Annotated in this window: 25 protein-coding genes; 3 read left to right on the top strand and 22 right to left on the bottom strand. The window is 62.1% G+C overall.

The window, feature by feature from the left end:
* Nucleotides 1–119: 119 nt before the first annotated feature.
* The 22 genes from FY258_RS07170 to FY258_RS07275 form a co-directional block, all read right to left on the bottom strand.
* Nucleotides 120–1517, bottom strand: a complete 1398-nt coding sequence (locus FY258_RS07170; protein WP_118104612.1) for a phosphohexomutase domain-containing protein — start codon at nt 1515–1517, stop codon at nt 120–122.
* 260 nt (nt 1518–1777) lie between these two features.
* Nucleotides 1778–2167, bottom strand: a complete 390-nt coding sequence (locus tag FY258_RS07175) for a metal-dependent transcriptional regulator (RefSeq protein WP_118104710.1) — start codon at nt 2165–2167, stop codon at nt 1778–1780.
* 167 nt (nt 2168–2334) lie between these two features.
* Nucleotides 2335–3567 (bottom strand): peptidase T, encoded by a 1233-nt coding sequence (pepT, locus tag FY258_RS07180; RefSeq protein WP_118104614.1) that lies wholly within the window; start codon nt 3565–3567, stop codon nt 2335–2337.
* Nucleotides 3568–3707: 140 nt separating this feature from the next.
* Nucleotides 3708–4859 (bottom strand): LCP family protein, encoded by a 1152-nt coding sequence (locus FY258_RS07185; RefSeq protein WP_118104616.1) that lies wholly within the window; start codon nt 4857–4859, stop codon nt 3708–3710.
* A 12-nt stretch (nt 4860–4871) separates the two neighbouring features.
* Nucleotides 4872–6155: a UDP-N-acetylglucosamine 1-carboxyvinyltransferase gene (gene murA / locus FY258_RS07190; RefSeq protein ID WP_118104618.1), complete on the bottom strand. Its 1284-nt coding sequence runs from the start codon at nt 6153–6155 to the stop codon at nt 4872–4874.
* An 88-nt stretch (nt 6156–6243) separates the two neighbouring features.
* Complete coding sequence (gene atpC / locus FY258_RS07195; RefSeq protein WP_182279482.1) at nt 6244–6648, bottom strand: ATP synthase F1 subunit epsilon; 405 nt, start codon at nt 6646–6648, stop codon at nt 6244–6246.
* A 5-nt stretch (nt 6649–6653) separates the two neighbouring features.
* Nucleotides 6654–8087 carry a F0F1 ATP synthase subunit beta gene (gene atpD / locus FY258_RS07200; RefSeq protein WP_006723599.1) on the bottom strand — a complete coding sequence of 478 codons (1434 nt, stop codon included), beginning with the start codon at nt 8085–8087 and terminating at the stop codon, nt 6654–6656.
* Nucleotides 8087–8998 carry an ATP synthase F1 subunit gamma gene (gene atpG / locus FY258_RS07205; RefSeq protein ID WP_118104620.1) on the bottom strand — a complete coding sequence of 304 codons (912 nt, stop codon included), beginning with the start codon at nt 8996–8998 and terminating at the stop codon, nt 8087–8089. The genes atpD and atpG overlap by 1 nt, the downstream gene beginning before the upstream one ends.
* A gap of 8 nt (nt 8999–9006) precedes the next feature.
* Nucleotides 9007–10623: a F0F1 ATP synthase subunit alpha gene (atpA, locus tag FY258_RS07210; protein ID WP_118104622.1), complete on the bottom strand. Its 1617-nt coding sequence runs from the start codon at nt 10621–10623 to the stop codon at nt 9007–9009.
* Nucleotides 10624–10627: 4 nt separating this feature from the next.
* Nucleotides 10628–11110 carry a F0F1 ATP synthase subunit delta gene (locus FY258_RS07215; RefSeq protein ID WP_118104624.1) on the bottom strand — a complete coding sequence of 161 codons (483 nt, stop codon included), beginning with the start codon at nt 11108–11110 and terminating at the stop codon, nt 10628–10630.
* On the bottom strand, nt 11103–11705 hold the full coding sequence (gene atpF / locus FY258_RS07220) for a F0F1 ATP synthase subunit B (RefSeq protein WP_118104626.1): 603 nt from the start codon (nt 11703–11705) through the stop codon (nt 11103–11105). Before atpF ends, FY258_RS07215 begins: the two co-directional genes overlap by 8 nt.
* A 46-nt stretch (nt 11706–11751) precedes the next feature.
* Nucleotides 11752–11946: an ATP synthase F0 subunit C gene (locus FY258_RS07225; RefSeq protein WP_006723594.1), complete on the bottom strand. Its 195-nt coding sequence runs from the start codon at nt 11944–11946 to the stop codon at nt 11752–11754.
* A gap of 98 nt (nt 11947–12044) precedes the next feature.
* On the bottom strand, nt 12045–12845 hold the full coding sequence (atpB, locus tag FY258_RS07230; protein WP_118104628.1) for a F0F1 ATP synthase subunit A: 801 nt from the start codon (nt 12843–12845) through the stop codon (nt 12045–12047).
* An 11-nt stretch (nt 12846–12856) separates the two neighbouring features.
* On the bottom strand, nt 12857–13147 hold the full coding sequence (locus FY258_RS07235; protein WP_118104630.1) for a hypothetical protein: 291 nt from the start codon (nt 13145–13147) through the stop codon (nt 12857–12859).
* Between the two features lie 341 nt (nt 13148–13488).
* Nucleotides 13489–14136, bottom strand: a complete 648-nt coding sequence (gene upp, locus FY258_RS07240) for a uracil phosphoribosyltransferase (RefSeq protein WP_006723591.1) — start codon at nt 14134–14136, stop codon at nt 13489–13491.
* A 27-nt stretch (nt 14137–14163) separates the two neighbouring features.
* Nucleotides 14164–14601 carry a ribose 5-phosphate isomerase B gene (rpiB, locus tag FY258_RS07245; RefSeq protein WP_118104632.1) on the bottom strand — a complete coding sequence of 146 codons (438 nt, stop codon included), beginning with the start codon at nt 14599–14601 and terminating at the stop codon, nt 14164–14166.
* Nucleotides 14602–14791: 190 nt separating this feature from the next.
* Complete coding sequence (glpK, locus tag FY258_RS07250) at nt 14792–16330, bottom strand: glycerol kinase GlpK (RefSeq protein WP_118104634.1); 1539 nt, start codon at nt 16328–16330, stop codon at nt 14792–14794.
* A 248-nt stretch (nt 16331–16578) separates the two neighbouring features.
* The gene (locus FY258_RS07255) at nt 16579–17223 is read right to left on the bottom strand and encodes an L-threonylcarbamoyladenylate synthase (RefSeq protein WP_118104636.1); all 645 of its coding nucleotides are present in this window, start codon (nt 17221–17223) and stop codon (nt 16579–16581) included.
* Nucleotides 17224–17237: 14 nt separating this feature from the next.
* Nucleotides 17238–18455: a MalY/PatB family protein gene (locus FY258_RS07260; protein WP_118104714.1), complete on the bottom strand. Its 1218-nt coding sequence runs from the start codon at nt 18453–18455 to the stop codon at nt 17238–17240.
* A 15-nt stretch (nt 18456–18470) separates the two neighbouring features.
* Entirely contained in the window at nt 18471–19640 is a 1170-nt protein-coding gene (locus FY258_RS07265; protein WP_118104638.1) for a N5-glutamine methyltransferase family protein, read from the bottom strand.
* Between the two features lie 240 nt (nt 19641–19880).
* Entirely contained in the window at nt 19881–20948 is a 1068-nt protein-coding gene (gene prfA / locus FY258_RS07270; protein WP_118104640.1) for a peptide chain release factor 1, read from the bottom strand.
* Between the two features lie 419 nt (nt 20949–21367).
* Nucleotides 21368–22258, bottom strand: coding sequence for an aldose 1-epimerase family protein (locus FY258_RS07275; protein ID WP_118104642.1), 891 nt, complete (start codon nt 22256–22258; stop codon nt 21368–21370).
* A gap of 208 nt (nt 22259–22466) precedes the next feature.
* Here FY258_RS07275 and FY258_RS07280 point away from each other — a divergent pair, with 208 nt between their 5' ends.
* Genes FY258_RS07280 through FY258_RS07290 form a run of 3 tightly spaced genes read left to right on the top strand, consistent with a single transcriptional unit; the run spans nt 22467 to nt 26740 of the window.
* Nucleotides 22467–22958 carry a MarR family winged helix-turn-helix transcriptional regulator gene (locus FY258_RS07280; RefSeq protein ID WP_259324489.1) on the top strand — a complete coding sequence of 164 codons (492 nt, stop codon included), beginning with the start codon at nt 22467–22469 and terminating at the stop codon, nt 22956–22958.
* Entirely contained in the window at nt 22951–24828 is a 1878-nt protein-coding gene (locus FY258_RS07285) for an ABC transporter ATP-binding protein (protein WP_118104644.1), read from the top strand. The genes FY258_RS07280 and FY258_RS07285 overlap by 8 nt, the downstream gene beginning before the upstream one ends.
* Nucleotides 24821–26740 (top strand): ABC transporter ATP-binding protein, encoded by a 1920-nt coding sequence (locus FY258_RS07290; protein WP_118104646.1) that lies wholly within the window; start codon nt 24821–24823, stop codon nt 26738–26740. The genes FY258_RS07285 and FY258_RS07290 overlap by 8 nt, the downstream gene beginning before the upstream one ends.
* Nucleotides 26741–26781: the final 41 nt, after the last annotated feature.

Consider the following 26781-nt stretch of genomic DNA (forward strand, 5'->3'; position numbering starts at 1 on the left):
CCGCGCAAAGCGTTATTTGCGTCTCCATATTTTGCACATATTTAACTCTCAGCTGTTCGTTTCCTTATCTATATATATGCATTGATCCTTGACTCGAAGCAGCCCGTCAACGTGGCGTTTTATCCAAAGTCTCCGCGCGCTATGGCGCACCCGGCTTCCAACAATTCATCGCGCATCTCAATACTCTGAGCCTCCGCATACACACGGACCACGGGTTCTGTCCCCGACGGCCTCAGCAATAACCATGATTCATCAGCGAATTCGAAGCGCAGGCCATCCATATGACTCACCGACGCGGGCACGCGCCCCGCGATAACCGGTGGATTCAATCCCGGCAAGATCGTCCTGAGCATTTCGATGATCTCCTGGTCGAGGCGTACGTCTCGTCGAGCATAGTAATAGTGACCGCACGCCTCCTCGAGCTTTTCGACCAACTCACCCAGGGTCATTCCCATAGTGGCCATTGCCTCACATAGCATCAGGTTGGTAAGAAGGCCGTCGCGCTCGGGCATATGACTCGCGAAGCCGATGCCCCCAGCCGCTCCCCCACCTAGCAGTACGTCACCCTTGAGCATCTCGCGATAGATATATTTGAAGCCCACAGGCTTGATATTCAGCTTGCATCCCAGCATCCTCGCAGTTTTACGCGTGACAACCGACGAAGACTGGTTCAACACCACTCGTCCGGTCATCCCTCGATTGATGCATAGATGCGCCAGCACCAGAGCAAGCACCTTTTGCGCGCTCACAAAGTGTCCGCGCTCGTCTACGGCGCCCACCCGGTCGCCATCTCCATCGTTGACCAAGCCCGCATGTGCTCCCTGTGCCAGAACCTCGCACTCGCAATCGTCGACCCAAGGCTCCACCGGCTCAGGATGCGTTTCGTCCGTTTCCGCATCGGTGACCCCATGGATTTCAACGACGTCGACGCCCATTGCACGCAATAGATCCGCGAAATAGCGGCTTGCCGACCCATACAGCGGGTCATACACAACCTTTAGATGAGCTGCCGCAATCGCTTCGGTGTCGACAAGCGTGTAGAGATGATCGAAATACCTAGTCAGATAATCGCACGCTTCAATTGCACCGCGCTCAGCAGTCGGGTCGGAGGGAATGGCCCGCTCGAGCTCCTCATAGATTTCGTCCGAGCCTATACCGCCGTCCGCCTGGCGGAGCTTGATGCCCTGATAATCGTTGGGACTATGCGACCCCGTCACCATGAGGCCGCCTACAGCCCGCACATCCTGAGCAACGGTCCATGACAATGCGGGTGTTGGAACATACCGATCGGACACTTTGACGTGCAATCCATGCGAGGCAAGGACCTTACCCGCCAACCGCGCGAAATGATCGGCACCTGGGCGCATGTCGTATCCGACATACACCAAGGCGCCGGGTGCGCGACGCGCCCACATCTCACCCGCGGCATCGGCCACACGGATCACGTTGTCGTCGTTGAAGTCGCCATCAAGCCGGGCTCGCCAGCCGTCAGCGCCAAAATGAAGTATCGCGCCCATGCGCGCATGCACCCCTTGCGGTGTTCTGTGGTTGACGTCTCTGCATAGCTCGGTATACCCGAACCGCGACGGGCCAACCAGCGTCACGCCTTTCTAAGCAAACTGTAAGATTCTCCCGCTCACTTGAGGTTGCGCATAACGGCAGGCGCCATCTCGGCAAGCGCTCCTCGGGGTGACATCAACCAAACGCAAAACCCCCTGCAAGGAGGCCATGAGCGGCGTGCTTGCAGGGGGATCCTCATGCGTGGGGGGCTTCGGCGTCAGTCAACGAGTTTGATTCCGTCGCGCTCCATATGGGCAATCCAGCGGTCCATGGTGTCCTCGGACAGGGCGTGCTCCATCTTGCACGCCTCCTCATCAGCGCGATCGAATTCAACACCCAGCTCATCGGTCAGGAAAGCGCGCAGCATGCGGTGGCGACGCCACACGGCAGCTCCTATGGACCTTCCCTCTTCGGTCAGGCGGACCTTTCCGTAATGCGCCTGTTCGACCATGCCCTGTGATTTGAGCGATGCGATCGCCTTGTTGACCGAAGCTTTGGAGACATCCAGACGCTGCGCGATCTCGACCGAACGGATACCGTCGGTACCCTGGTCGGGCTCCTCCGCCTCGATGCGCACAATGCACTCGAGGTAATCCTCATTTGCCATGGTGAGATGTGGTTTGGCGCCCTGATCAGCTGCTTCCACGTTTGTTCCCTTCACTTCGGTTCTCTGCGCTGCATTCTACCCCAAAGACGCCGAGCGCCCCGAGGCCCGAACGGGCAGACGGGGAGCTCGGCGTGCTTCTGCGCAATTGCAACAGATTTCGTGCCAGTTTATGCGGCGAACTTGGCCACCAGATGGGTCAGGACATCGACCATGGTTTCGAGCGATTTCACCGGAATGAACTCGTTTACTCCGTGACAGCAATAGGCTCCCGTAGAGAGGTTCGGGCAGGGCAACCCGCGGAAGGACAGCTGAGCGCCGTCGGTGCCACCGCGGATGGGGATGACGTTGGGCTCGACGCCGGTCTCGGCGAACGCCTCCTTGGCGAGGGTGATGAGCTCAGGATACTGCGCCACCTTCTCGGCCATGTTGCGGTACTGCTGCTTGACCTCGACGGTCACGCGCTCGCAGCCCTGCTCCTCGTTCATGAACGACACGGCGGACAGCAGGTGATCGATCTTGGCCTGGAACTTGTCGGCATCGTGATCGCGGATGATGTAGCGGCTCGTCGCATGCTCAACCGTGCCGCTGATGCCCTCGAGATAATAGAAGCCCTCGTACCCGCTGGTGTACTCCGGGCGCTGCACGGCGGGAAGCAAGCTGTGGAAACGATGCGCGAGCTCGGCGGCGTTGACCATGCGGCCCTTGGCATCGCCGGGATGGATGGAGAAGCCTTGGAAACGCACGACAGCCTCGGCGGCGTTGAAGCACTCCCACTCGAGCTCGCCGATCGGGCCGCCGTCAACCGTGTAGGCGTACGTGCAGCCGTAGGCATCCAGATCGAGCAGCTCGGCGCCATGGCCGATCTCCTCGTCGGGGCAGAAACAGATGCCCAGCTCGGGATGGGGCAGGGCGGGGTTTTCCGCAATGAGGGCGACGAGCGCCATGATCTCGGCGATGCCGGCCTTGTCGTCTGCGCCCAACAGCGTGGTGCCGTCGGTGCATACGAGCTCCTCGCCCACCAGGTCGTTCAAGGCGGGCAGCAGCGCGGGGCTGATGGAGACCGCCTTGCCATCAACCATGGCGCACACCAGGTCGCCGCCCTCGTAAGTCATGACATGAGGCTTCACGCCAAACCCGGGGGCCTGTTCGGTGGTATCGAGATGCGAGATCAGCCCAAGGCGCGGACGACCCTCGGCACCCTCACTTGCGGGAATCCAAGCCGTGACATAGGCGTTCTCGGTCACCGTGACATCACGGGCACCGAGGTCGCGCAGCTCATCGGCCAGCATGTTGGCAAGGTCGAACTGAATGGCGGTCGAGGGAACCTGGTCGCAGTGCTCATCGGCAGACTGCGTGTCCACCTGGACATATCTCAAGAAACGGTTGAGGACATCGGACATAGATGTTCCTTTCTAGTTGGGCGGCGCCCCACGTGAGGAGGCCGATACGAGAAACACCCCCAGCGTATGCCAGGGGTGCTTGCAAGTCAAAGACACGTATATGTGTTTGCGAGCCCGTAACGAAAGCGAATCGCGCTCTCCTACTCGGCTGCCGACTCGTCCTCGGTGTCGCCGGATGCGAACGCGGAACCCGAGATGTCGCTCAGCGTGGAGCCGTTGCCCGTCTCGCTGCCCATGGTCTGGGGGCCGTCGGGGTTCTCTCCGGCGTCCACCTTGGCCATCATTTCGGCGAGCTTATCCTCGTACACGAACACGTAGCTCACGCCGTTCACATACGTCGTGCCATCGGCGTAGGACGGGATGTTGGCGACGTACATGTCGTTGCCCACGTCCATACCGCGCATCGCGTTGGCCACCGCCATGATGTCCTGCACGCTCAACGTTGTGATCACCACGTTGGAAAGGGATTCAACCGTGCCCATGATGCTGGCGGGATCAAGGTCGTTCAGGATCTTGGAGGCAAGGGCGCCGAGCACCTGGCGCTGATGGCGCATGCGGGTGTAATCGCCGTCTGCGTAGGTGTAGCGGCAACGAGCGTAGGCAAGGGCGGTCCTGCCGTCCATGTGCTGCCAACCCTTCTCGACTTTGACGTCGAGGTGCGCCGGATCGTCGACCTCCTCGGTGGCCTCCAAGTCAATGCCGCCGACGGCATCGATGAGCTGCTCCATGCCGGGGAAGTTGACCTCGGCATAGTGCGATACCTTCTGCTCGCCGCCGAAGCACAGGTCGTTCACGGCCTTGATCACGCCCTCGGGGCCATCGATGGAATGGGTGGCGTTGATCTTCATGGTCTCGCCCTTATAGACCACACGAGTATCACGCGGGATCGAGATGAGCGCGGCCTTTTTCTCGACGGGGTCGACTCGCGCCAGGATGATCGAGTCGGAGCGATACACGTCCTCGCCTGGACGGCCGTCCGTGCCGAGCAAGAGCATGTAAAACGGCTCGCGGGCGACATCGGAGTCGTTCAGGATCTGCAGGACGTTGGCGCCGATGAAACCGTTGCCGCTCAGGTTGCCCGTAATGCGGAAGAACCAAGCCCCAACGCCCACAACGCCCACGAGCAGCACCGCGAGCACCGCGCCGAGAATGCCGCGCTTGATCATGCGGCTCTTACGGCGCTGGCGGGCGCGCTCGGAATAACGGCTCACATTCTCGCGGCTGTAAATCCTACTGCTGGCACCCGTGGAGGGCTGGCGGCCCTGCTGGACCGGGATCTTTCTCTGGCTCATAGAGTACCTACGCTAGTCGTCGATGGGATCGGGTACGCTCAGACGCTCGACATGAGCACCAAGCGAGCAAAGCTTCTCAACGAAGCGCTCATACCCGCGGTCGATGTGATGGATGGCGGACACCTCGGTGTAGCCCTCGGCGATAAGGCCGGCGACCACGAGGGCCGCCCCGCCACGCAGATCGGGCGAGGTGACCTGGGCTCCGGAGAATCCGTCCACGCCGTGCACCATCGCATGATGGCTCTCCACACGGATGTCCGCGCCCATGCGAACGAGCTCGGAAGCGAACATGAAGCGGTTCTCGAAGATGTTCTCCGTAATGATGGAGTTGCCGTCGGCGAGGGCGGACAGGACCATGATTTGGGCCTGCATATCCGTGGGGAAGCCGGGGAACGGCAGGGTCTGGATGTCGACCGGCTCAATGTGATCGGCGCGATAGGCTCGTACGCCGTTCTCGATGCGATCGATGCGCACGCCCATGAGCTCGAGCTTCTTGATGACCATGCCGAGGTTGATCGGGTTGAAGCCCGTGACCTCGACGCCCGACTCATCGGCCATGAGGGCGGCGGCGGTGATGAAGGTGCCTGCCTCGATACGGTCGCCCACCACGCGGTGGGTCACGGGATGCAGCTCCTCCACGCCTTCGATCTGAACGACGGGGGTGCCGGCGCCGGTGATCCTGGCGCCCATCTCGTTGAGCATGTTGGCGAGGTCCACGATCTCGGGCTCACGCGCCGCGTTGTCGATAACGGTGGTGCCCTTGGCCTTGACCGCGGCCATGATGAGGTTCTCCGTGGCGCCGACGCTGGCGAATTCGAGCGTCACCGCCGTGCCGGTAAGACCCTCGGGTGCGTCGGCGTGAATGTAGCCGTGATCGGTGTCGAACTGAACGCCCAAGGCGCCAAGGCCCAGGATGTGCATGTCGATCTTGCGTGCACCGAGATTACAGCCACCGGGCATCGCGATCTTGGCACAGCCAAAGCGCCCAAGCAACGGACCCATGACGGCGGTCGATGCGCGCATCTTGGCCACCAGGTCATACGGCGCCTCCCAGGAGGACACGGCAGAGGTATCGATGCGCAGCGTGTGCTCATCGAGCACGTCGATAGTGGCACCCATGCGCTTGAGCACCTTGCCCATCACATGGACGTCCGAGATATTGGGCACGTTCTCGAGTGTGGTGGCACCCGGCGCGAGCAATGTTGCGGCCATGAGCTTGAGCGCAGAGTTCTTCGCACCCGAGACGACGACCGTACCGCTGATGAGATGACCACCTTCAACGCGGATGATATCCAAGCGTTTCCCTTTCAAAAAAACATGCCCGGGGCCGTTCCCCGGGCATGATGTCAATCGCTGTGCGCGCGAACGGCTCGTTCGCCTGCGCCTACTGAGCAAGCAGCAGCTTGCACCATGCGATTTCATTATAGAGGTAGGCGCGACGCGCGTCGCCCTCCGCCATATTCCCCAGCTGGTCTTCAAAACCTGCAAGCCTGGCGTTCACCTCGTCCACATCGACCTTCTCGGTGTCGATGGCGCGCTCGGCGAGCACGATGACCTCATCGTTCGCAACCTGGACATATCCGTCCGTCACCGCGAAGACATGGTCGACAACGCCCATCTTGGTTTCGGAGACGCGGATGTGGCCACCGTCGATCGTGCAGATCTCGCTCGCATGACGCGGGAGAATGCCGAACTCTCCGATGGTGGAGGGCACGGCCACATACGCGACGGCCCCCTCATACACGCACTCCTCGGGGCAGACGATTCGCAGCTGCATGGGCTTTGCCATGGTTCCTACGCCCCCATCTTAGCGGCGCGCTCACGCACGTCGTCAATGGTGCCGGCATAACGGAATGCCTGCTCGGGCAGGTTGTCGCACTCACCGTCGACGATGGCCGCAAAGGAGCGGACCGTATCGGCGACGCGGATGTAGACACCGGGGTTGCCGGTGAACTGCTCGGCGACATGGAAGGACTGGGAAAGGAACTGCTGCAGCTTACGGGCACGGTTGACCGTAAGGCGCTGCTCCTCGGACAGCTCGTCCATACCGAGAATGGCGATGATGTCCTGCAGGTCGGAGTACTCCTGGAGGAGCTCCTGGACCTTGACGGCGACACGGTAGTGCTCCTCGCCCACAATCGCGGGGTCGAGTGCGTCAGAAGAGCTCGCAAGCGGGTCGATGGCCGGGTAGAGACCGAGCTCGGCGATGGAACGCGAGAGAACGGTCGTGGCGTCGAGGTGGGTGAAGGTCGTGGCCGGAGCCGGGTCAGTCAGGTCGTCGGCGGGGACGTAGACGGCCTGGACCGAGGTGATGGAACCGGTCTTGGTCGAGGTGATGCGCTCCTGCAGGTCGCCCATCTCGGTAGCCAGCGTAGGCTGGTAGCCAACGGCGGACGGCATACGACCGAGCAGAGCCGAAACCTCGGAACCCGCCTGAGAGAAGCGGAAAATGTTGTCGATGAACAGCAGGACGTCCTGGCCGCGATCGCGGAAGTACTCCGCCTCGGTCAGGCCGGCCAGGCCGATGCGCAGACGCGCTCCCGGGGGCTCGTTCATCTGACCGTAGACCAGGCAGGTCTTGTCGATAACGCCGGACTCGCTCATCTCCAGGTACAGGTCGGTGCCCTCACGGGTACGCTCGCCGACGCCGGTGAACACCGAAGTGCCGCCGTGCTCCTGGGCGAGGTTGTTGATGAGCTCCTGAATCAGAACGGTCTTGCCAACGCCGGCGCCGCCGAACAGACCCGTCTTGCCGCCACGGATATAGGGCTCGAGCAGGTCGACGGCCTTGATGCCGGTCTCGAAGATCTCGGTCTTGGTGGTGAGCTGATCAAAGCTCGGGGCGGGATGATGGATCGGGTACCAGGCATCCACCTCGGGCATGTCCTTGCCGTCGACGGGCTGGCCCATCACGTTCCAGATGCGGCCGAGGGTGCCCTTGCCAACGGGCATCTTCATCGGGGCGCCGGTGTCGACGACCTCGAGGCCGCGCTGAAGGCCGTCGGTGGAGGTCATGGCGACGCAGCGGACCACGTCACCGGGCAGCTGGCTCTCAACCTCGAGAATCGTGTCGATGTGACCCACGGGGGTATCGACGTCGACGGTCAGGGCGTTGTAGATGTTCGGCACACCGCCCTTGAATTTGACATCCACGACGGCGCCGATGATGCGGACGATATGTCCGACACCGGCGGTCTTCGCGGAGTCCATATCAATGAAATCTGCCATTAATGTTCCTCCAATGCAGCGGCCCCGCCCACGATCTCATTGATCTCGGTGGTGATGGAGGCCTGGCGTACACGGTTATAAGTGCGCGTGAGGTCGGCGATGATCGCGCTTGCGTTCTCGGTGGCCGAGTGCATCGACTTGCGTCGGGCACCCTGCTCGGCTGCTGCGGAGTCGATCATGGCCTGGTGGACGACGGTCAGCACGTAGCTCGGGATCAGCTTGTTGAGCACGTGCTCCGCGGAGGGGACGAACTCGAACGGCGAGGCGAGACGCGTGGGCGCCTCATCCTCGTTCGCGCGAGGACCGCGAGCGGTGCGCAGCACCTCATCGTCCAATGGCAGGATGCGCTCGGAGCGCAACACCTGCTCCACGCGGTTCTTCGCATGGAAGTAGACGATGTCCACGCGACCGAAGCGACCCTGAGAGAAGCCGTCGATCACGTAGTTGGCCACGACACGGGCATTCTCAAGCGTGGGGTCGTCGGACTCGCCGACGATGCCCATCACCTTGCAGGGGTACTTGCGGAAGTACTCCGTCACCTTACGGCCGCAGGTGATGAGCTCGACCTCCTTCGCACCGTGGCGGTGGAAGTGCTTGATGCGCTGCTCAGCGGCGCGCTCGACCTGCATGTTGAAACCGCCGGCAAGACCACGGTCGGAGCTGATCGCAATGACCAGCGCGCGCTCGTAGGTCTCGGGGTCCACGAGGAGCGGCGAGTTGACGTTGAGCGCAGGATCGGTCGCCACGGTGAGCATGACGTCGGTGATCGCGGCGGAGTACGGCTCGCTGTTCTTGGCGCGCTGCAGGGCACGCGCGATCTTCGCCGTGGCGACCATTTCCATGGTGCGCGTGATCTGCTGGGTCGTGGAGACCGAACCGATGCGCTTTTTTATTTCGCGGAGGTTGGCCATAGGGCTTACTACTCTCCAGCTTCGTCGGCGACCGACTTGGCGGGCGCCTTCCCGGAGTCGCGAGACGCCAGGAACTGATTCTTGTAATCGCTGATCGCCTGCTCGAGCTCCTTACCGATGCGATCGTCGATCTTGGCGGAGCGGAACTCCTCCAGGAGCTTGCGGTAGGCACCGTTCAGGAACTCCACCAGACCGTCGCGGAATGGCACGACATCCTCGAGAGCCATGTCATCGAGGTAGCCCTTGTTGCCCGCGTACAGCACGGCGACCTGATCGACGACGTCCAGCGCCTTGAAGCGACCCTGCTTGAGGAGCTCGGTCATGCGAGCGCCGTGGGTAAGCTGCTTCTGCGTGGTGGCATCGAGGTCGGAGCCGAACTGGGTGAAGCCGGCGAGCTCGCGGTAGGACGCGAGGTCCAGACGCAGGTTTCCCGCCTGCTGCTTCATGGCCTTGGTCTGCGCGGAACCACCGACGCGCGACACGGAGATGCCGACGTCGACAGCGGGGCGCTGACCCTGGTGGAACAGCTCGGACTGCAGGTAGATCTGACCATCGGTAATCGAAATCACGTTGGTCGGGATGTAGGCGGAAACGTCGCCATCCTGCGTCTCGATGATCGGCAGGGCGGTCAGGGAGCCGCCGCCGTTCTTCTCAGAGAGCTTGCAAGCGCGCTCCAGGAGGCGAGAGTGCAGGTAGAAGATGTCACCGGGGTAGGCCTCGCGTCCGGGCGGACGGCGCAGCGTCAGCGACATCTGACGATAGGCGACGGCCTGCTTGGACAGGTCATCGTAGATGACGAGCACGTGGCCGCCGGGATTGGTGGCGCTGGCGGGCTGGCCATCCTCGCCGTTGTACATGAAGTACTCGCCGATGGCGGCACCCGCCATGGGGGCGATGTACTGCAGCGGCGCGGAGTCTGCCGCGGTGGCGCTCACGATGACGGTGTAGTCGAGGGCACCGTGCTGAGCGAGCGTCTCGCGAATGTTCGCGACCGTGGAGGCCTTCTGGCCGATGGCCACGTACACGCAGATCATGCCCTTGCCACGCTGGTTGATGATGGCATCGATGGCAATGGCGGTCTTGCCGGTCTTGCGGTCGCCGATGATGAGCTCGCGCTGGCCGCGGCCGATCGGGATCATCGCGTCGACGGCGAGCAGACCCGTCTGCACGGGCTCGCACACCGGGGTGCGCTCGATGACGCCGGGGGCCTTAAACTCGATGGGACGACGATGCGTCTCACCGACGCTGCCCTTGCCATCGATGGGCTGACCAAGCGGGTTGACGACACGACCGAGCATGCCGCGACCCACGGGGATGTCCATAACGCGACCGGTGGTGCGGCAGGCGTCGCCCTCCTTGATGGAATCGACATCGCCGAACAGAACGGCGCCGACCTCTTCGCGGTCGAGGTTCTGAGCCAGGCCGTACACGGTCTTGCCCGTGATGGAGCTGGTGAACTCAAGGAGCTCACCGGCCATCGCGCTTTTGAGACCGAAGACGTGAGCGATACCATCGCCCACCTCGGCTACGTGGGATACTTCTTGGGTATCGACGGTAGCCGACAGATCATACAGGCGCTGCCGTAGGATCTGCTCGATGTTCTCGGCATTGATTGCCTCGGACATGTGGCTATACCTCCGAATTCATTCCGGGTTGAGTCATGACCTTATAGGCCTGCTCAAGTTGGTGACGCACGGATGCGTCGCGGCGGCGTCCGTTGACGGACAGGATGATGCCGCCGGTGATTGACGGATCGACATGCTCGATCAGGAACACATTGCGACCCAGATCGAGTTCGCACTTCTGGGTGACCAGCATGCGCAGCTCGTTGTCGAGCGGGACCGCCGTGGTGACGGTAACGCCGACCGTGGCCTCGTCGCCCTCGGCCATCTCGCTATAGAGGTCGAGAACGGCGCCGAGCTTATCGAGGTCGCCGTTGGCGGCCATCTGCGAAAGGACGGAGAGGACCTCCGGGCTCGCATTCGCCTCGGCCTTGAGGGGCTCGATGTTCTCGAGAACGCGGTTCTCGGTCTTGGCCGCCTCAAGCAGGGTGCGCGCGTAGGTTTCCAGCTTGCGCTTCTCGAAGCGATCGCTGATGGACGGATTAGGCATTGAGCTTACCCACTTCCGCAAGATACTTCTTGATGAGCTCGCGCTGCTTGGCCTCGTCGTTGGCGAGGGTATCGCCCACGATGGAGCTGGCCACGGCGACGGACATCTTGGCGATGGTGTCGGTGGCGCTCATGTACGCGCGCTTCTTCTCGTCCTCGGCGCGGTCGTGCGCCTTGGCGATGATGTCCTCTGCCTCGGCGTGAGCGGCGGCGACGATGCGCGAACGCTCCTTGTCGGCGTCGCCGCGAGCCTCGAGAACGATCTCGGAAGCCTTGCGACGGGCCTCGGCGACGATGGCATCGGCCTGCTCGCGAATCTCGGCCGCCTCGGCCTTGGTGGCGTCGGCCTGCTCGAGGCTGTCCTCGATCTTATGCTCACGGGCATCCAGAACGGAAATGACCTTGGGCCAGACGAACTTGGACAGCAGGAACCAGATGATCAGGAAGATGACGAGCGCGGGAACGAACTCGGCCATCTTGGGGATCAGGATATCCGCGCCACCTGATTCGGTTCCCTCAGCAAAAGCCAGGGCGGGGGTAAACAGCACCGAGGCAGCGGCCCCAAGTGCGATACCTGCGCTTTTAACGTTTTTCATGACTCCCCCTCGGGATTCACGCCCGGTACTCTTGCGAAGACCGAACTTATTTGACAACCAGTGCGACGACGAAGCCGATCAGGGCCAGAGCCTCGGAGAAGGCGGCAGCCATGATGAAGACGGTGAAGACGCGGTCCTGAACCTCGGGCTGACGGGCCATGGCGCTCGCGACGCCGTATGCTGCCAGACCGATAGCGACGCCCGCGCCGATAACACCAAGACCGTAACCGATAACTCCCACAATTCCTCCTTGAGTTCATGCGCCGCCTACCGGCGCATCTTGAACACGATACCTATATCAAATGCCCCGTATGGGATATGGGCATTTGGTACCCAATATTAGTGGCCCTCAGCCTCAGCGCCCTGAATGTACACGGCGGTAAGGACGGTGAAGACGTACGCCTGGATGACACCGACGAAGATCTCGATCGCATAGATCACGAACAGGATCGCGCCGAACACCAGGGACGGGATGGCCCCCAGGACGTTCGCGGCGGTGAGCTGCGAAATGAGCGGCTCGGCGAACAGGGAGACCATGAGGGCGAACGACCCGAGCACGATATGGCCGGCGAACATGTTGCAGAACAGACGCACGGCGAGCGTGATGGGGCGAAGCAGCGTGGAGATGAGCTCGATCACCCAGATGAGGATGTTGAGCGGGAACATGACACCCTTGGGCGCAAGGCTCTTGATGTAGCCCCAGACGCCATGGTTCTTCATACCCACGCGGACGAAGTAGATGAACACCACGAGCGCCAGGGCGGCGGTGGTGGAGATGGTGCCCGTACCGGGCTTCATGCCGGGGATGATGCCGATGATGTTGTTCACCACGATGAACATGAACAGAGTGCCCAGGAACGGCAGGTGACGACGCCAGGACTCCTTGCCCAGAATGCCCACGCCCACGTCGTTCTCGAGGTACTCGATCACGTACTCGACGGCATTGGCGAAACGGCCGCGGGGAACCACGGCGACGCGCTTCGCGAACGCGAACATGATGATGAGCAGCACGATCGAAGAGACGATCAACCAGAACGTGTACTGGGTGATGCCGTGCATCAAGTCGCCGACCACCGGTATCGAGCTGAAGCTCGACACAAGGTGGTTGATCTCGGCCGGCAGCTTATCGAATGCTTCCAACGCTAACCCTCCTAGAGTCTACGACTCATCGTCATGGCGGCGAGAACCGCCCACATGATCAGGAACCCTCCGAGGAACCCGATCGCAAACACCACCACATCCGCTGGCGCCAGCGCCCACATGAGGGCGAACGACGCCATGAGGAAGACGAATGAGATCGCGACGGCCACCATGCCCTTGCCGACCGTCGGCCTCATGCGCCCCTTGCGGGCGAGCAAGACGACCGCCGACATCGGCAGGAAGCCCGCGATGCCGATTCCCACCCCCGCCACGAGGACGCTGATGTCGCTGGAACCGATCATCGATCGCCTTCCCACTGCAGAATCATCGCCGTCACGATTATCCTCGCTCCGCGCCCAAAACACGGGACGAAATATGCGCGTAACCGCACGATTACCAGTGAGTGGCAGTATATCGCTCGGCGGTGCGCGCGCAAGGAGAATTTGACAACTGGACTAAGTTTATGAACATCTGTTCACAAAGAGACATCCGTGAAATATGTTTCAACACATATACGCGCAGATGTCTCTTTTCCTTCACGAATTAACGGCAATATTCTATCGCCTCAACGGCAAGTTCTTGCCGTTTTGCGCCACCAATCGACACGGCGTGCGCTACGGGTGCGCGCCGCTTGAGAGAAACGCTATAGAGTGCCAAAAATACGGTCGCCAGCATCGCCCAGTCCAGGGACAATATATGCAGCATCGTTCAGCTTCTCATCAATGGAGCAGGTATACAAGCGGACATCGGGGTCGTGTCCGAGAACGGTCGCGATTCCCTCGGGAGCAGCAACCAGGACAAGCAAGCGGATGTCCTTCACACCCTGCGCGCGCAGGTAATCGATGGCGGCGGTTGCCGAGCCACCGGTGGCGAGCATGGGATCGACAACCAGGCAGATGCGCTGGTCGGCGTCGGAAGGCAGCTTCGCATAATACTCGTGCGGCTCGTGCGTGACCTCGTCGCGGTACATACCCACATGGCCGACGCGCGCCGCCGGGATGAGCTCGAGCAGGCCGTCGACCATACCGAGGCCCGCGCGCAGAATGGGCACGATAGCGACCTTACGGCCGGCGATGCGCTTGCCGGTGGTCTCGCAGATGGGGGTAGTCACGGGCGCGTCCTCGAGCGGGAAATCGCGGGTCGCCTCATAACCCTCGAACAGGGCCAGCTCCTTGACGAGCTCTCGGAACTGCTTGGAACCGGTGTTCTCATCACGCATGATGGTCAGCTTGTGCTGGACGAGCGGATGGTCGACGAGGGTCACCCGGCTGCGATCGAAATCGACGGACATACTGTACTCCTTAAATTAGACGAAGAGTTAGTCGAGGGCCATGATCTTGGCGACGCGCGCCTCGTGGCGGCCACCCTCAAATTCGGTGGTAAGGAAGGTCTTGACGATTTCCTTGTTGACCTCGAGGTCGACGAAACGACCGGACAGGCACACCACGTTGCCGTTGTTGTGCTGGCGGAAGAGCTCCGCAAACGGAACGGACGTAATGGAGGAGGCACGCACGCCAGCGACCTTGTCGGCAGCGACCGCCATACCGATACCCGTGCCGCACACGAGAACACCGCGATCGGCCTCGCCGGCAGAGACGGCCTTGGCCACGGGAACGGCATAGTCCGGGTAATCGACAGAAGCGTCGGTGTCGGGGCCCATGTCGGTGACATCGAAGCCCAGCTCATCGGCGATATAGGCCGCCAGAGCCTGCTTCTGCTCAAATCCACCGTGGTCGGAGGCAATGGCGATGCGCATGTGCACGTCCTTTCTCTTATACATATGATCAGCCCGCTTGGTCGCGCGAGCCTACTCCACTCTAGCAGGTTGGGACGGCGCTCACGCCGTCGCGCGGGACGTTTACGAAACCGGCCCTGCATCCGGGCGACAGGGATGCAGGGCCGGTTCAACACAGAGAGGTCGGCCTGATGACCACTGGGGACGCACCCTAGCGCGAGCGCGCGCGATCGACGGCGCTATGCCAGCCGGAGAGGTTGCGAGCCACCTCGCCTTCGGCCATCTGGGGCTCGAAGCGTCGGCCGGGCACGCGGTTCTGCTCGAGCTCCTCGAGGTCCTCCCAGTACCCGACCGCAAGCCCGGCGAGATAGGCCGCACCGAGAGCCGTGGTCTCCACGTTTTCCGTCTGCTCAACGGGAATGCGCAGCAAGTCGGCCTGAAACTGCATGATAAAGTCGTTTCGCGAGGCGCCTCCGTCAACCGAAAGGATCTCCAGTTGAACACCGGCATCGAGCTGCATGGCGTGCAGAACGTCAAAACTCTGATACGCCATGGACTCGCACGCAGCACGCACAATCGTCGCACGGTCTGCCGCGCCGGTGAGCCCGCAGATGAGACCGCGCGCGTCGGGGTCCCACCATGGGGCACCCAAGCCGCTGAAAGCCGGCACGAGATAGCACCCGCCGTTGTCTTCCAGGCTCTTACATAGATCGGCTGCCTCCTTGGTGCTGGAAAGCAGGCCGAGCTTGTCGCGAAGCCACTGAATGGTGGCCCCGGCGTGGAAAATCGAACCCTCGAGCGCGTAGGAAATCTTGCCATCCAAGGCGATGCCGATGGTGGAAACGAGACCCCTCTCGGACTTAACACAGGTGTCGCCGGTGTTCATGAGCATGAAACAGCCCGTGCCGTAGGTGTTCTTCGTGCATCCGGGCCTGAAGCAGCAGTGACCGAACAGCGAGGCCTGCTGGTCGCCCGCAACGCCGGTGATCGAGGGGCCGTACGTCATAATCTCGTTGGAAACGCTGCCGTAATCGTCGGAACTCCACTTGACCTCCGGCAGCATCGAACGCGGAACGTCGAGCAGTTCGAGCAACTCATCGTCCCACTCGAGCGTATGGATGTTGAACAGCATCGTGCGGCTCGCGTTGGTGTAATCGGTGGCGTGTACCATGCCGCCCGTCAGGTTGTAGATGAGCCACGTGTCGATGGTTCCGAACATGAGCTCGCCGGCATCGGCCGCCGCGCGGGCGCCGTCCACGCTGTCGAGAATCCATTTGATCTTGGTTCCCGAGAAGTACGGATCGGGCATGAGGCCGGTCTTGTCGCGGATGATGTCGGACATGCCGTCCGCGATGAGGGCATCCGTAATCTCGGACGTGCGGCGGCACTGCCACACAATGGCGTTGTGCACGGGCAAACCGGAATCGCGGTCCCACACCACGGTGGTCTCGCGCTGGTTGGTGATGCCGATGGCCGCGATGCGGTCGGAATGGATGCCGCTCTTGAACTGAACCTCCATCATGACCGCGATTTGGGAGGCCAGGATCTCCATGGGGTCCTGCTCGACCCAGCCCGGACGTGGATAGAAGGTTTTAATACGGCGTGAGGCCTGTGCGACGATGCAATCGTATTCATCGACGATGACGGCTCGGACCGAAGTGGTGCCCGAGTCGAGCGCCATGATATATCGCCCACCCGTGGGGTTGTATGCCACATCCACTTTGCTGAGATCTTTGAGAGTAACCGCCATCGGGGACCTTCCTTACGCATGCCCCCACCGTCGATACGGTCGGAGGCGTACAGAGCCGCCCTAGCATTGTTTCACGCGCAAGCCCGTCCCGCACCAACGGACAGTTACCTACTCGCCAGACGGGATAACTGGTCGGTGTATGAACAGTTTTCTCAGGCAAAAGGCATGTGTCCCCTAAGCGACGATGAGTGCCTTCTGATTCGCGGCGGGTCCGTCAGCGGCGGCGCGCTTCCACACCCATGCACACGTTATTCCAGCACGGCCCTGATCTCCCGCACCGTCAATGCCCCTTCACGCAGGATCTGAAGCTCCCCGTCACGCACGGCCACAATGGTCGAGGCGTCTCGGCACGGGGTCTCTCCCGCATCGATGGCAACATCGACACCAGCCAGAATGCGCGGTTCAACCTCATCAAATGAGATCGGCGCCGGCTTACCATGCGTGTTTGCCGAGGTCACCGCCAGCGGCGATGCGCAACGCGCAATAAGCTCCTGGACGACAGGTGACGCAGAGGCGCGCAGGGCGACCGTCCCATCCGCAGCCCGCATGAACGGCGGCACGTCGTCCGCCGCCGAGACCACGAGCGTGAGGGCACCCGGCCACAGCTTTTCCGCCAAAGCGCATATCGAATGAGGCACATCCTTGCCGTAACGCTCGAGGGCCGCCGGACCATCGACCAGCCACGGTACCGTCTGGGTGAGCTCACGCTGTTTGAGGGTGAATATGCGCCCATAACCCGTATCGGGCCCGGGGGTCTCCAGGTTCGCCGCGAAAGCGGATACGGCCACCCCCACCCCGTAGACCGTCTCGGTCGGAACGAGCGCAAGGCCTCCCGCCGTCAGGCAGTCGGCGGCAGGTCCGAGATTGTCGTGGCCCTTAATCACATTCGCCATAACGAGCTTCTCCCCTATCTCACAAATACGTAAGCGGCCAGGCGCTCCAGCGCCTCGCGTAGGCGCGTAGTCGGCAACGCTAGGTTGATGCGAATCGTCTTCTCTCCGCCAAACGGGCGCCCATCTTGCCACAGCACACCAACCTCGACGCCGGAGCGCAGCAGCTCGTCGATGTCCATGCCATGGGCGGCACACCATCCGCCGCAATCCAAGAAGAGCATGTACGTCCCCTGCGGCCGTGCAAAATCGATACCAGCGATCCCCTCAAAGAACTCCGAAGCGATCCATGCGTTGCGACCAAGAACCTCTCGCAGCTCGTCGACCCAGGCAGCGCCCTCGTCGCTGTATGCGCCCAAAAGCGCATGCATGGAGAGCACGTTTTGCATGTTGTAATGCGACAAACTCGCCTGCTTGGCCAAGCGATCCCGAAACCACGGATTGTAGACGACGCGATAGCTACCGATAAGCCCCGCGAGGTTGAACGTCTTGCTCGGGGCGTACAGCGCGACGGTCCGCATCCGCGCGTCATCGCTCACGCTCTGTGTGGGGATGTGGACACTGCCTCCCAAAACGATATCCGACCATATCTCATCTGAAATAACGTAGACATCGTACTTTCGAAACAGCCCCATCGCCCGCTCGAGCTCCCAGCGTTCCCACACGTGCCCCGTCGGGTTATGAGGCGAGCACAGAATGGCCGCGTGGATCTCCCTCGTCGCGAGCTTGCGCTCCATGTCCTCGTAATCCATGCGCCACACGCCCTCGGCGTCGCGCTGTAGCCAACTCGTCACCAGGTCGTATCCCGCATTTTTAAGCGTGTTGGTGAATCCGGTGTACGTTGGGGCATGAACGAGCACCTTGTCCCCACACGAGCACAACACGGCAAGGGCGTTGGCAACACCGCCGAGCACCCCATTTTCATAGCCGATATTCTCGGGTTCCAACCCTACGACCCCGTTGCGACGCTCATGCCACCAGGCGATACGATCGTAATACTCCTGCGGATACTCGAAGTATCCAAAACACGGATGTTCGAGCCGCTCTCGCATGGCGCGCAGCACCGAAGGAGCGGTGGCAAATCCCATATCGGCCACCCACATGGGGATGACGTCAAACCCTTCGCGCACAACGGCGTCAACAGGACCCAAGGAGCCACCGGAAATCGCTCCAGCTGCATCCGCGGCAATCGAATCGTGCCCCATGCGATCGATAACGTCCGTGAAATTGAACATAGGCACGCACATCGCCTATCCCACCAAAGCAAGGACGATGCGCGGGCGCCCGGTGAAATCCTCGACGATGCGGACATCATGCATGCCGGCAGAGCGACACAGATCGGCGGCAGCGTCCAGGTGACCCTCGTAAAGCTCGCACGCGAGCAAGCCGCCGGGGCGAAGCATATGCGGGGCGGCGTTGACGAGCCTGCGGAAGATATCGAGACCGTCTGCGCCTCCATCCAGCGCCAGCGCCGGCTCAAAGTCGGCAACCTCGTGCGGCAGCGACTCCATGACGGCGGAAGGAATATAGGGAGGATTGGAGACCAACACGTCAAACGTTCCCCACTCGGTCTCACGATTGAGCGGTGACACGAGATTGCCCAAACGCACATCAACGTCGGCGGGCGAAATACCCAGCGCATCGCGGTTGCGGATGCTCAGATCGACTGCACGGGGCTCAATGTCGATTGCGACGCACTGAGCACGCCCCGAGCGCTCAGACGCAATGGAAAGCGAGATGCAACCCGTACCGCACCCAACCTCGAGAACGCGCGCGCATCGAATCTGACCCGACTCCCCATCCTGAGCAGGAGCACCCTCGGAGAACTCGCCCTCTTCGACAGACGCGGCACCCGATACGCCCGCATCCCCTTCGGCGCCATCGGCCGTCTCAATGGTCCCCTCGCCGTCCTCAAGCGTGTCAAAATCATCGTCACGCAGTTCGCGCTCGACAACGGGCTCCTCATCCTTTTCCTTTGCCGCGGCGATCTCGGCCTGCAGGGCGGCCTCGACTTCGGCGTTCCAGGGCAGCTCCACACGCCCGCGCTCGACTGCGGGAGCGGCTCCGATGACCTCTCGATCGAGATAGGCCAAGACCTCTTCAACCAACAGCTCGGTCTCGGGCCGTGGGATGAGCACGCCGGGCTCGCACATCACATCGATCGTGCGGAAGCTCGTCTCACCGATGATGTACTGCAGCGGCTCGCCCTTCGCGCGGCGCACAACGGCCGTGTGCATTGCGGCAAGCTCCTCGCTCGACATCGGTTTGTCAAAGTTCACGTATATCTCAGTGCGCGAGAGCCCGGTCACACCCGACAGCAGCCATTCGGCGGATAGACGCGGACGCTCGTCGCCCCGGTCCTTCAGGTAGTCGCGCGTCCAATCCAGGCATCGCCTGATGGTCCACGTCTCGTTCGCCATAGCGGCCTCCGTCCCTCGTATTGCATAGCCGCGATTCTACGGCACGGCCGACATGCACCCTGTCGAGAACACCGAATTACAGCATTTCCCGTCCAAAAACAGTCCGTCTGCCCAAAATCTGACTGCTTGAAAAACGGGCCGCCGCCCCGAAGGACGACGGCCCGAACAGGCGCGTTTGCAGCTGGGGCATCCCATGCCGCGCGGTCCGCGCGGGTTCTTGCCCAACAGCCGAGAACCCGCTTACACGGCCTCGGCGAGCTTGGCGGCGCGGTCGGCAGCCGCCAGGGCGTCGATGACGCCGGACAGCTGATCGCCCAGCAGCACGCCGTTGTAGGTGGAGTTGAAGCCGATGCGGTGGTCGGTCACACGGTCCTGCGGCAAGTTGTAGGTGCGGATCTTCTCGGAACGGTTGCCGTGGCCGATCTGAGCAGAACGCTCGGCACCAAGCTCGGCCTGCTGCTTCTCGAGCTCCATCTCGTACAGACGGGCGCGCAGCATCTGCATGCAGACCTCGCGGTTCTGGATCTGCGAGCGCTGCTCCTGAGACTGAACCACGGTATTCGTGGGCAGGTGGGTGATGCGCACGGCGGAGTAGGTGGTGTTGACGCACTGACCGCCGGGACCGGAGGCGCAGTAGGTGTCGACGCGCAGGTCGGCCTGGTTGATCTGGATATCGATCTCATCGGCCTCGGGCAGCACGGCCACCGTCGCGGTAGACGTCTGGATGCGACCCTGGGACTCGGTCTTGGGGACGCGCTGCACGCGGTGCACACCGGACTCGTACTTCATGACGGAGTAGACCTTGTCGCCCTCGACCTTGAACTCGATGGACTTGAAGCCGCCGGCCTCGGAGGGGCTGGAGTCGAGCACCGTCATCTTCCACTTCTTGGACTCGATGAAGCGCTGGTACATCTTGAAGAGGTCGCCCGCGAAAATGGCCGCCTCGTCGCCGCCGGCGGCGGAACGGATCTCGACGATGGTGTCCTTCTCATCCATCGGGTCGCCCGGGATGAGCATGATCTTGATATCTTCCTCGAGCTGGGGCAGCTTTGCCTCGTTCTCGGAGATCTCCATCTGGAGCATCTCCTTCTCGTCGGCGTCGGTGGCGTCGTGCAGCATCTCCTTGGCGACATCGATGTCGTCGAGGGCGCCCAGGTACTCGCGAGCGGCCTTCACCAGGTCGGTCTGGTGGGCGTACTCCTTGTTGAGGCGGGTGAATTCCTTGATATCGCTGGCGACGGCGGGATCGGAGAGCTTCTTCTCGAGCTCCTCGAAAGCGATGATGATCTTCTCAAGCTTGTCGCGCATGGTTGCTCCTTATGCGTTGGCTGTTGGCGAAATGTGAAAGAGGGCCTGCCGGCGAAGCGGCGGGCACGGCGTCAAACGTAGCTAGAGCTTATCGAGCGCGATGTGCATGGTTCCTCCCGTAGTTTCCAGATAGGCATCATACCCCGCAACGCCCTGCCACGCCAACGTACCTGCAAAACTCCCATAGGCTCGGCAGGTGACTAACGCTGTGTGGTGGGTAATTGCACCTCCCAGAGCGACAAACGTTCAATATCGTCGGTAGACGGTCAATCGTTTCAGCAGTTGTTATTTGGATGTAATACCAGTGATCTATGCAAGGCGGCAGAGAAAGCGGGGCGCACCGAAACCCCGGTCGCGTCCCGCCCCACGTATATACGTCGTTGTTCACATTGCGCCGCGCGCTCGCGACAGCGCCCCCCCTACAGCACGGTCATGCTGAAGGAGAAGTCGCGAGTCTCGCCCGGAGCGATGACGGTCACGTTGCGCTTGTGCTCAAACACGTCATCCTCGCTGGTGAGGGTGGCATGGCCGGTCCAGGGCTCGAGGGCCACGAACGGGGCGTCACCCAGAGCGGACCAGATGCCGATGTACTTGAAATCGGGGAAGTCGACGCGCACGCCGCGACCGCTCTTGGTGCCGCGCAGGGTGAGCGTGTTGCCGGGAACGTCCGTGAGCATGACGGCGTCATTGGCGAACAGCTCGTGGCTGACGGGCAGAACATCCGCATTCTCCACGGGCGTGGTGCTCTCGTCGAACGTGAGCAGGCCACCCTCGGCGATAGTGGGGGCAATGCAGGTCCACGGCTCGGAGAACTCGATCACGTACTCGTCGAATGCCTCGTCCTCGGCGCCGGGCGCGGGGACGTTGAACGCAGGGTGACCGCCCACGGAGAAGGGCATGTCGGCGGTGCCCGTGTTGGTGACGGAGAAGGTCTGGGCCAGCGTGGCCTCGCCCGTGATGGCGTACACCATGTTGAGCTTGAACTCATACGGATACGCCTCGAGCGTCTCGGGCGAGCTGGTGAACTCGAAAGTCACCGCAGAGCCGTCCTCGGCCACCTCGACGACACGGTGTTCATTGATGCGGGCGAGACCGTGGCGCGGCATGCGGCATGTGCCCTGGGCGCTCTCGGCCTCATCGCCGCGCAGGGAGCCGACGATGGGGAACAACACGGGGGCGTGCTTACCCCAAAACGCCGGGTCCGCCTGCCACAGATACTCGCGGCCGTCGAGTGCGAGGCTCGTGAGCTCGGCGCCCTTGGAGCTGATGGTGGCGGAAAGACCGCCCTTGGATATGGTCGTGTTCGACATGGCGAAACCTTTCGGACGAAGACGGAGGCGCACCGGGCGCCCATGATGAACGGCGCTTGCAACGCGATTGCACACCCCATTATCCCCCGTTTGGCCCCGTCGTGCGACGGGCACATTAACCTTCGTCTCCATATTGTTCGGTACCTTGACTATCATGCTGGGCACTCGTACCCTCGAGTGGACGAATTCGAGAGTAGGAGGAACAGACATGGAAACACCCACGCCCAGCGCGATCTGCCGGGCCATGAACAGCATCGAGACACCCGAAGCGCAGCAGGACGAGACGATCGTTCGCGCCAAGCGCATTCTCAAGGGGCTCGGCTTCTGCGGCCACTACATGCATTTCCACGGCGGCGGCCGATCCGGCCAGATCCCCATCCTATGCATGCTCGATCGCTGCGGGGGGACGCTCTCCCAGCAGAAGCTCGGCATGCGCTTTGAGCTCAAGCCCGGTTCGCTCTCCGAGATCCTCTCCAAGATGGAGACCGCCGGCCTGATCGAGCGCACGCGCGACACCAAGGACCGTCGCCAGCTGTTCGTCCACCTCACTGACGAGGGCATGCGCCTCGCCCACCTCGAGCACGAGAAGCGCGACCGCTTCCGCCGCAGCGCCTTCACCGCCCTGACCGTCGAGGAGCAGGAGCAGCTCGCCGAGATGCTCGAGAAGATCCGCGTCACCTGGGAGGAACTTGATGATTAAAACCCTCGCGTCGTCCGTTCGCGATTACAAGCTCCCGTCCATTGCCACACCAATCCTGGTGCTGTGCGAGGTCGCCTGCGAGATGGCGATCCCCTTCGTCACGGCCAACCTCATCGACACCATCAAAGACGGCGCGCAGATCGCTCAGATCATGCCCACGGCCGGCGTGCTCGTGGGCCTCGCGCTCGTCTCGTTGTTCTTCGGCGCGGCGGCGGGCGTCACCTGTAGCTACGCAAGCTGCGGCTTTGCCAAGAATCTGCGCCATGACCTGTTCTACAAGATTCAGACGTTCTCCTTCGCCAACATCGACCGCTTCTCGAGTTCGTCGCTCGTGACGCGCCTCACCACCGACGTCACCAACGTGCAGCAGGCGTTCATGCTCATCATCCGCATCGCCGTCCGCGCGCCGCTCGTCTTGGTGTTCGCCTTTGCCATGGCCTACGCCATGGGCGGCTACATCTCCTTTGTCTACCTGGCCATGATCCCGCTGCTCGGCTGCGGTCTGGGATTCATCATCCACAAAGTCGGGCCGATCTTCACCCGCGTGTTCCACAAGTACGACGCGCTCAACGAGTCGGTCGAGGAGAACGTGACCGGTATGCGCGTGGTCAAGAGCTACGTGCGTGAGAGCTACGAGAAGGAGAAGTTCGCCCGCGCCGCCGAAGACGTCCGCGCCGACTTCACCCGCGCCGAGAAGCTGCTCGCCCTCAACAACCCGATGATGAACCTGTGCGTCAACGGCGCCTTCGTCGTCATCATCTACCTGGGCTCCAAGCTCATCATCACCAGCCAGGGCGCATTGTTCGACGTGGGTCAGCTCTCCTCCACCTTCACCTACGGATTCCAGATCCTCATGAGCCTCATGCAGCTCTCCATGATCTTCGTGATGGTCACCATGTCCGAGGAGAGCGCGAACCGTATCGTCGAGGTGCTGAACGCCGAGCCCACCATCACGAACCCCGCCGAGGCCGCATGTGAGGTCGCGGACGGCTCGATCGACTTCGACCACGTGAGCTTCAAGTACTCCGAGCACGCCGAGCGCCAAGCGCTCGACGACATCGACCTGCATATCGCCAGCGGCGAGACCATCGGCATCATCGGCGGCACCGGCTCCGCCAAGTCCACGCTCGTGAACCTCATCGCTCGCCTGTACGACGCCACCGAGGGCACCGTGCGCGTGGGCGGACGCGATGTGCGCTCTTACGACCTCGATGCGTTGCGCCACGAGGTGGCCATGGTGCTGCAGAAGAACGTCTTGTTCAGCGGCACCATCGCGGAGAACCTGCGCTGGGGCGACGAGAACGCCACCGACGAGGAGGTCCGCGAGGCGGCCCATCTGGCCTGCGCCGACGAGTTCATCGACGGCTTCCCGAAGGGCTATGACACGTGGATCGAGCAGGGCGGCTCCAACGTCTCGGGCGGTCAGAAACAACGCCTGTGCATCGCTCGAGCCCTGCTGCGCCGTCCCAAGATCTTGATCTTGGACGACTCCACGAGCGCCGTGGACACCAAGACCGACGCCAAAATCCGCGCGGGCCTCGCCGCCTACCTGCCCGAGACCACCAAGCTCATCATCGCCCAGCGTATCGCCTCTGTGCAGGACGCCGACCGCATCATCGTGATGGAAGGCGGACGCATTGCCGCAATGGGCACGCACGAGGAGCTGCTCGAGACCTCCGAGATCTACCGCGAGACGTTCACCTCGCAAAACAAGATGGGTGAGGAGACCGTGGACGGCGATGGCTCCCCGCATGCCGGCAACGATGCACCCGCAGCGCGCGAGACCGTCGACGCCGATCGTCAAACCGCCGAAGAACTTGCCCACGCATTCGAAACCACGATGCAGGAAGGGGGTGAGGCCCATGAGTAAGCCCGCCAACAACGCACGCGCCAGGGGCTCCAAGCCCGGCACGCTCAAGCGCCTCGTCAAGATGCTCTTCTCGTTCTATCCGGTCCTGCTTCCGCTGGTGATGCTCGGCGTGGTGCTGTGCGCCCTTATCAACTCCATCGGCTCGGTCTTCCTGCAGAAGGCCCTCGAGGTCATCTCGACCTCCTGGCAGACCGGCGATTGGGCCGCCGCGCGCCCGCAGATCTTGGGCCTCGTGACCACCCTCGCCGTCATCTACATCATCGGCAACCTGTCCTCGCTCTTCTGGAACCGCTATATGGGCGTCGTCACGCAGGGATCGCTCATGAAGCTGCGTGAGAAGATGTTCAACCACATGCAGGACCTGCCGATCCGCTACTTCGATACCAACCAGCGCGGCGACATCATGTCGCACTACACCAACGACATCGACACCCTGCGCCAGATGATCTCGCAATCGCTGCCGAACCTGGTCATGACCGTCATCGTTTTGACCACGGTGTTCAGCATCATGCTGTACTTCTCGGTGTGGATGTGCCTGGTCATCGTCATCGGTGTGCTGTGCATGGTCGCGCTCACCAAGGTACTCGGCTCAAACTCCGCCCGCTTCTTCATCGCTCAGCAGCGCGAGCTCGGCGTGGTCGAGGGCCATATCGAGGAGGTCATGGGCGGGCAGAAGGTCGTGAAGGCATTCTGCCACGAGGCGGCCGCTGAGGCCGATTTCGACGAGCGCAACGAGCGCCTGTTCGAGGTGTCCCAAAAGGCGAATATGTTCGCCAATATCCTCATGCCCGTCCTCATGAACCTCGGCAACCTCATCTACGTGATGGTTGCCCTGGCAGGTGGCGTGTTCCTCGCGCTCGGCGTTCCGAATTTGTCCATCTCGGGCCTGCCGCTGTCCATCGCCGTGGTGGTTCCGTTCCTCAACATGACCAAGCAGTTCTGCGGCCAGATCGGCCAGATCTCCCAGCAGATCAACGCCGTGGTCATGGGTCTGGCGGGCGCTGAGCGCATCTTCGCCCTGCTCGACGAGGAGCCCGAGACCGACGAGGGGTATGTCACGCTCGTGAACGCCCAGGTCAATCCCGAGACCTGGCAGATCGAGGAGGCCGACCACCACACCGGCCTATGGGCCTGGAAGCACCCGCACCGCGCGGACGGCACCGTGACCTACGAGCCCCTGCGCGGCGACGTGCAAATGGACGACGTCGACTTTGGCTATACCCCGGACCACGAGGTGCTGCACGGCGTTTCCGTGTACGCCAAACCCGGCCAGAAGATCGCCTTTGTGGGGGCCACCGGCGCGGGCAAGACAACGATCACCAACCTCATCAACCGTTTCTACGACATCGCCGACGGCAAGATCCGCTACGACGGCATCAACGTGAACAAGATCCGCAAGGCAGACCTGCGCCGGTCGCTCGGCGTGGTGCTCCAGGACGTCAACCTGTTCACCGGCACCGTAATGGACAACATCCGCTACGGCAACCTTGAGGCCACCGACGAGGAGTGCATCCATGCCGCCGAGCTCGCGGGAGCCGACGACTTCATCCGTCGCCTGCCCGAGGGATACGACACCATGCTCACCGGCAACGGATCGCAGCTCTCGCAGGGACAGCGCCAGCTCATCTCCATCGCGCGCGCCGCGGTTGCCGACCCGCCGGCGATGATTCTGGACGAGGCGACGAGCTCCATCGACACGCGCACCGAGGCCATCGTGCAGCGCGGTATGGACGCGCTCATGCAGGGTCGCACGACCTTCGTGATCGCCCATCGCCTGAGCACCGTGCGCAACTCGGACCTGATCATCTGTCTGGACCACGGGCGCGTGATCGAGCGCGGCACGCACGACGAGCTCATCGCCAAGCGCGGTTACTACTACCAGCTCTACACCGGCGCGTTTGAACTCGAGTAGGCTCGCCCTTCGAAAGCTGCTGGAGGTTATGAACGATTGAC

Origin of the sequence: Collinsella intestinalis, from assembly GCF_902364775.2 — a bacterium.
In the GTDB taxonomy this organism is placed as follows: Bacteria; Actinomycetota; Coriobacteriia; order Coriobacteriales; family Coriobacteriaceae; genus Collinsella.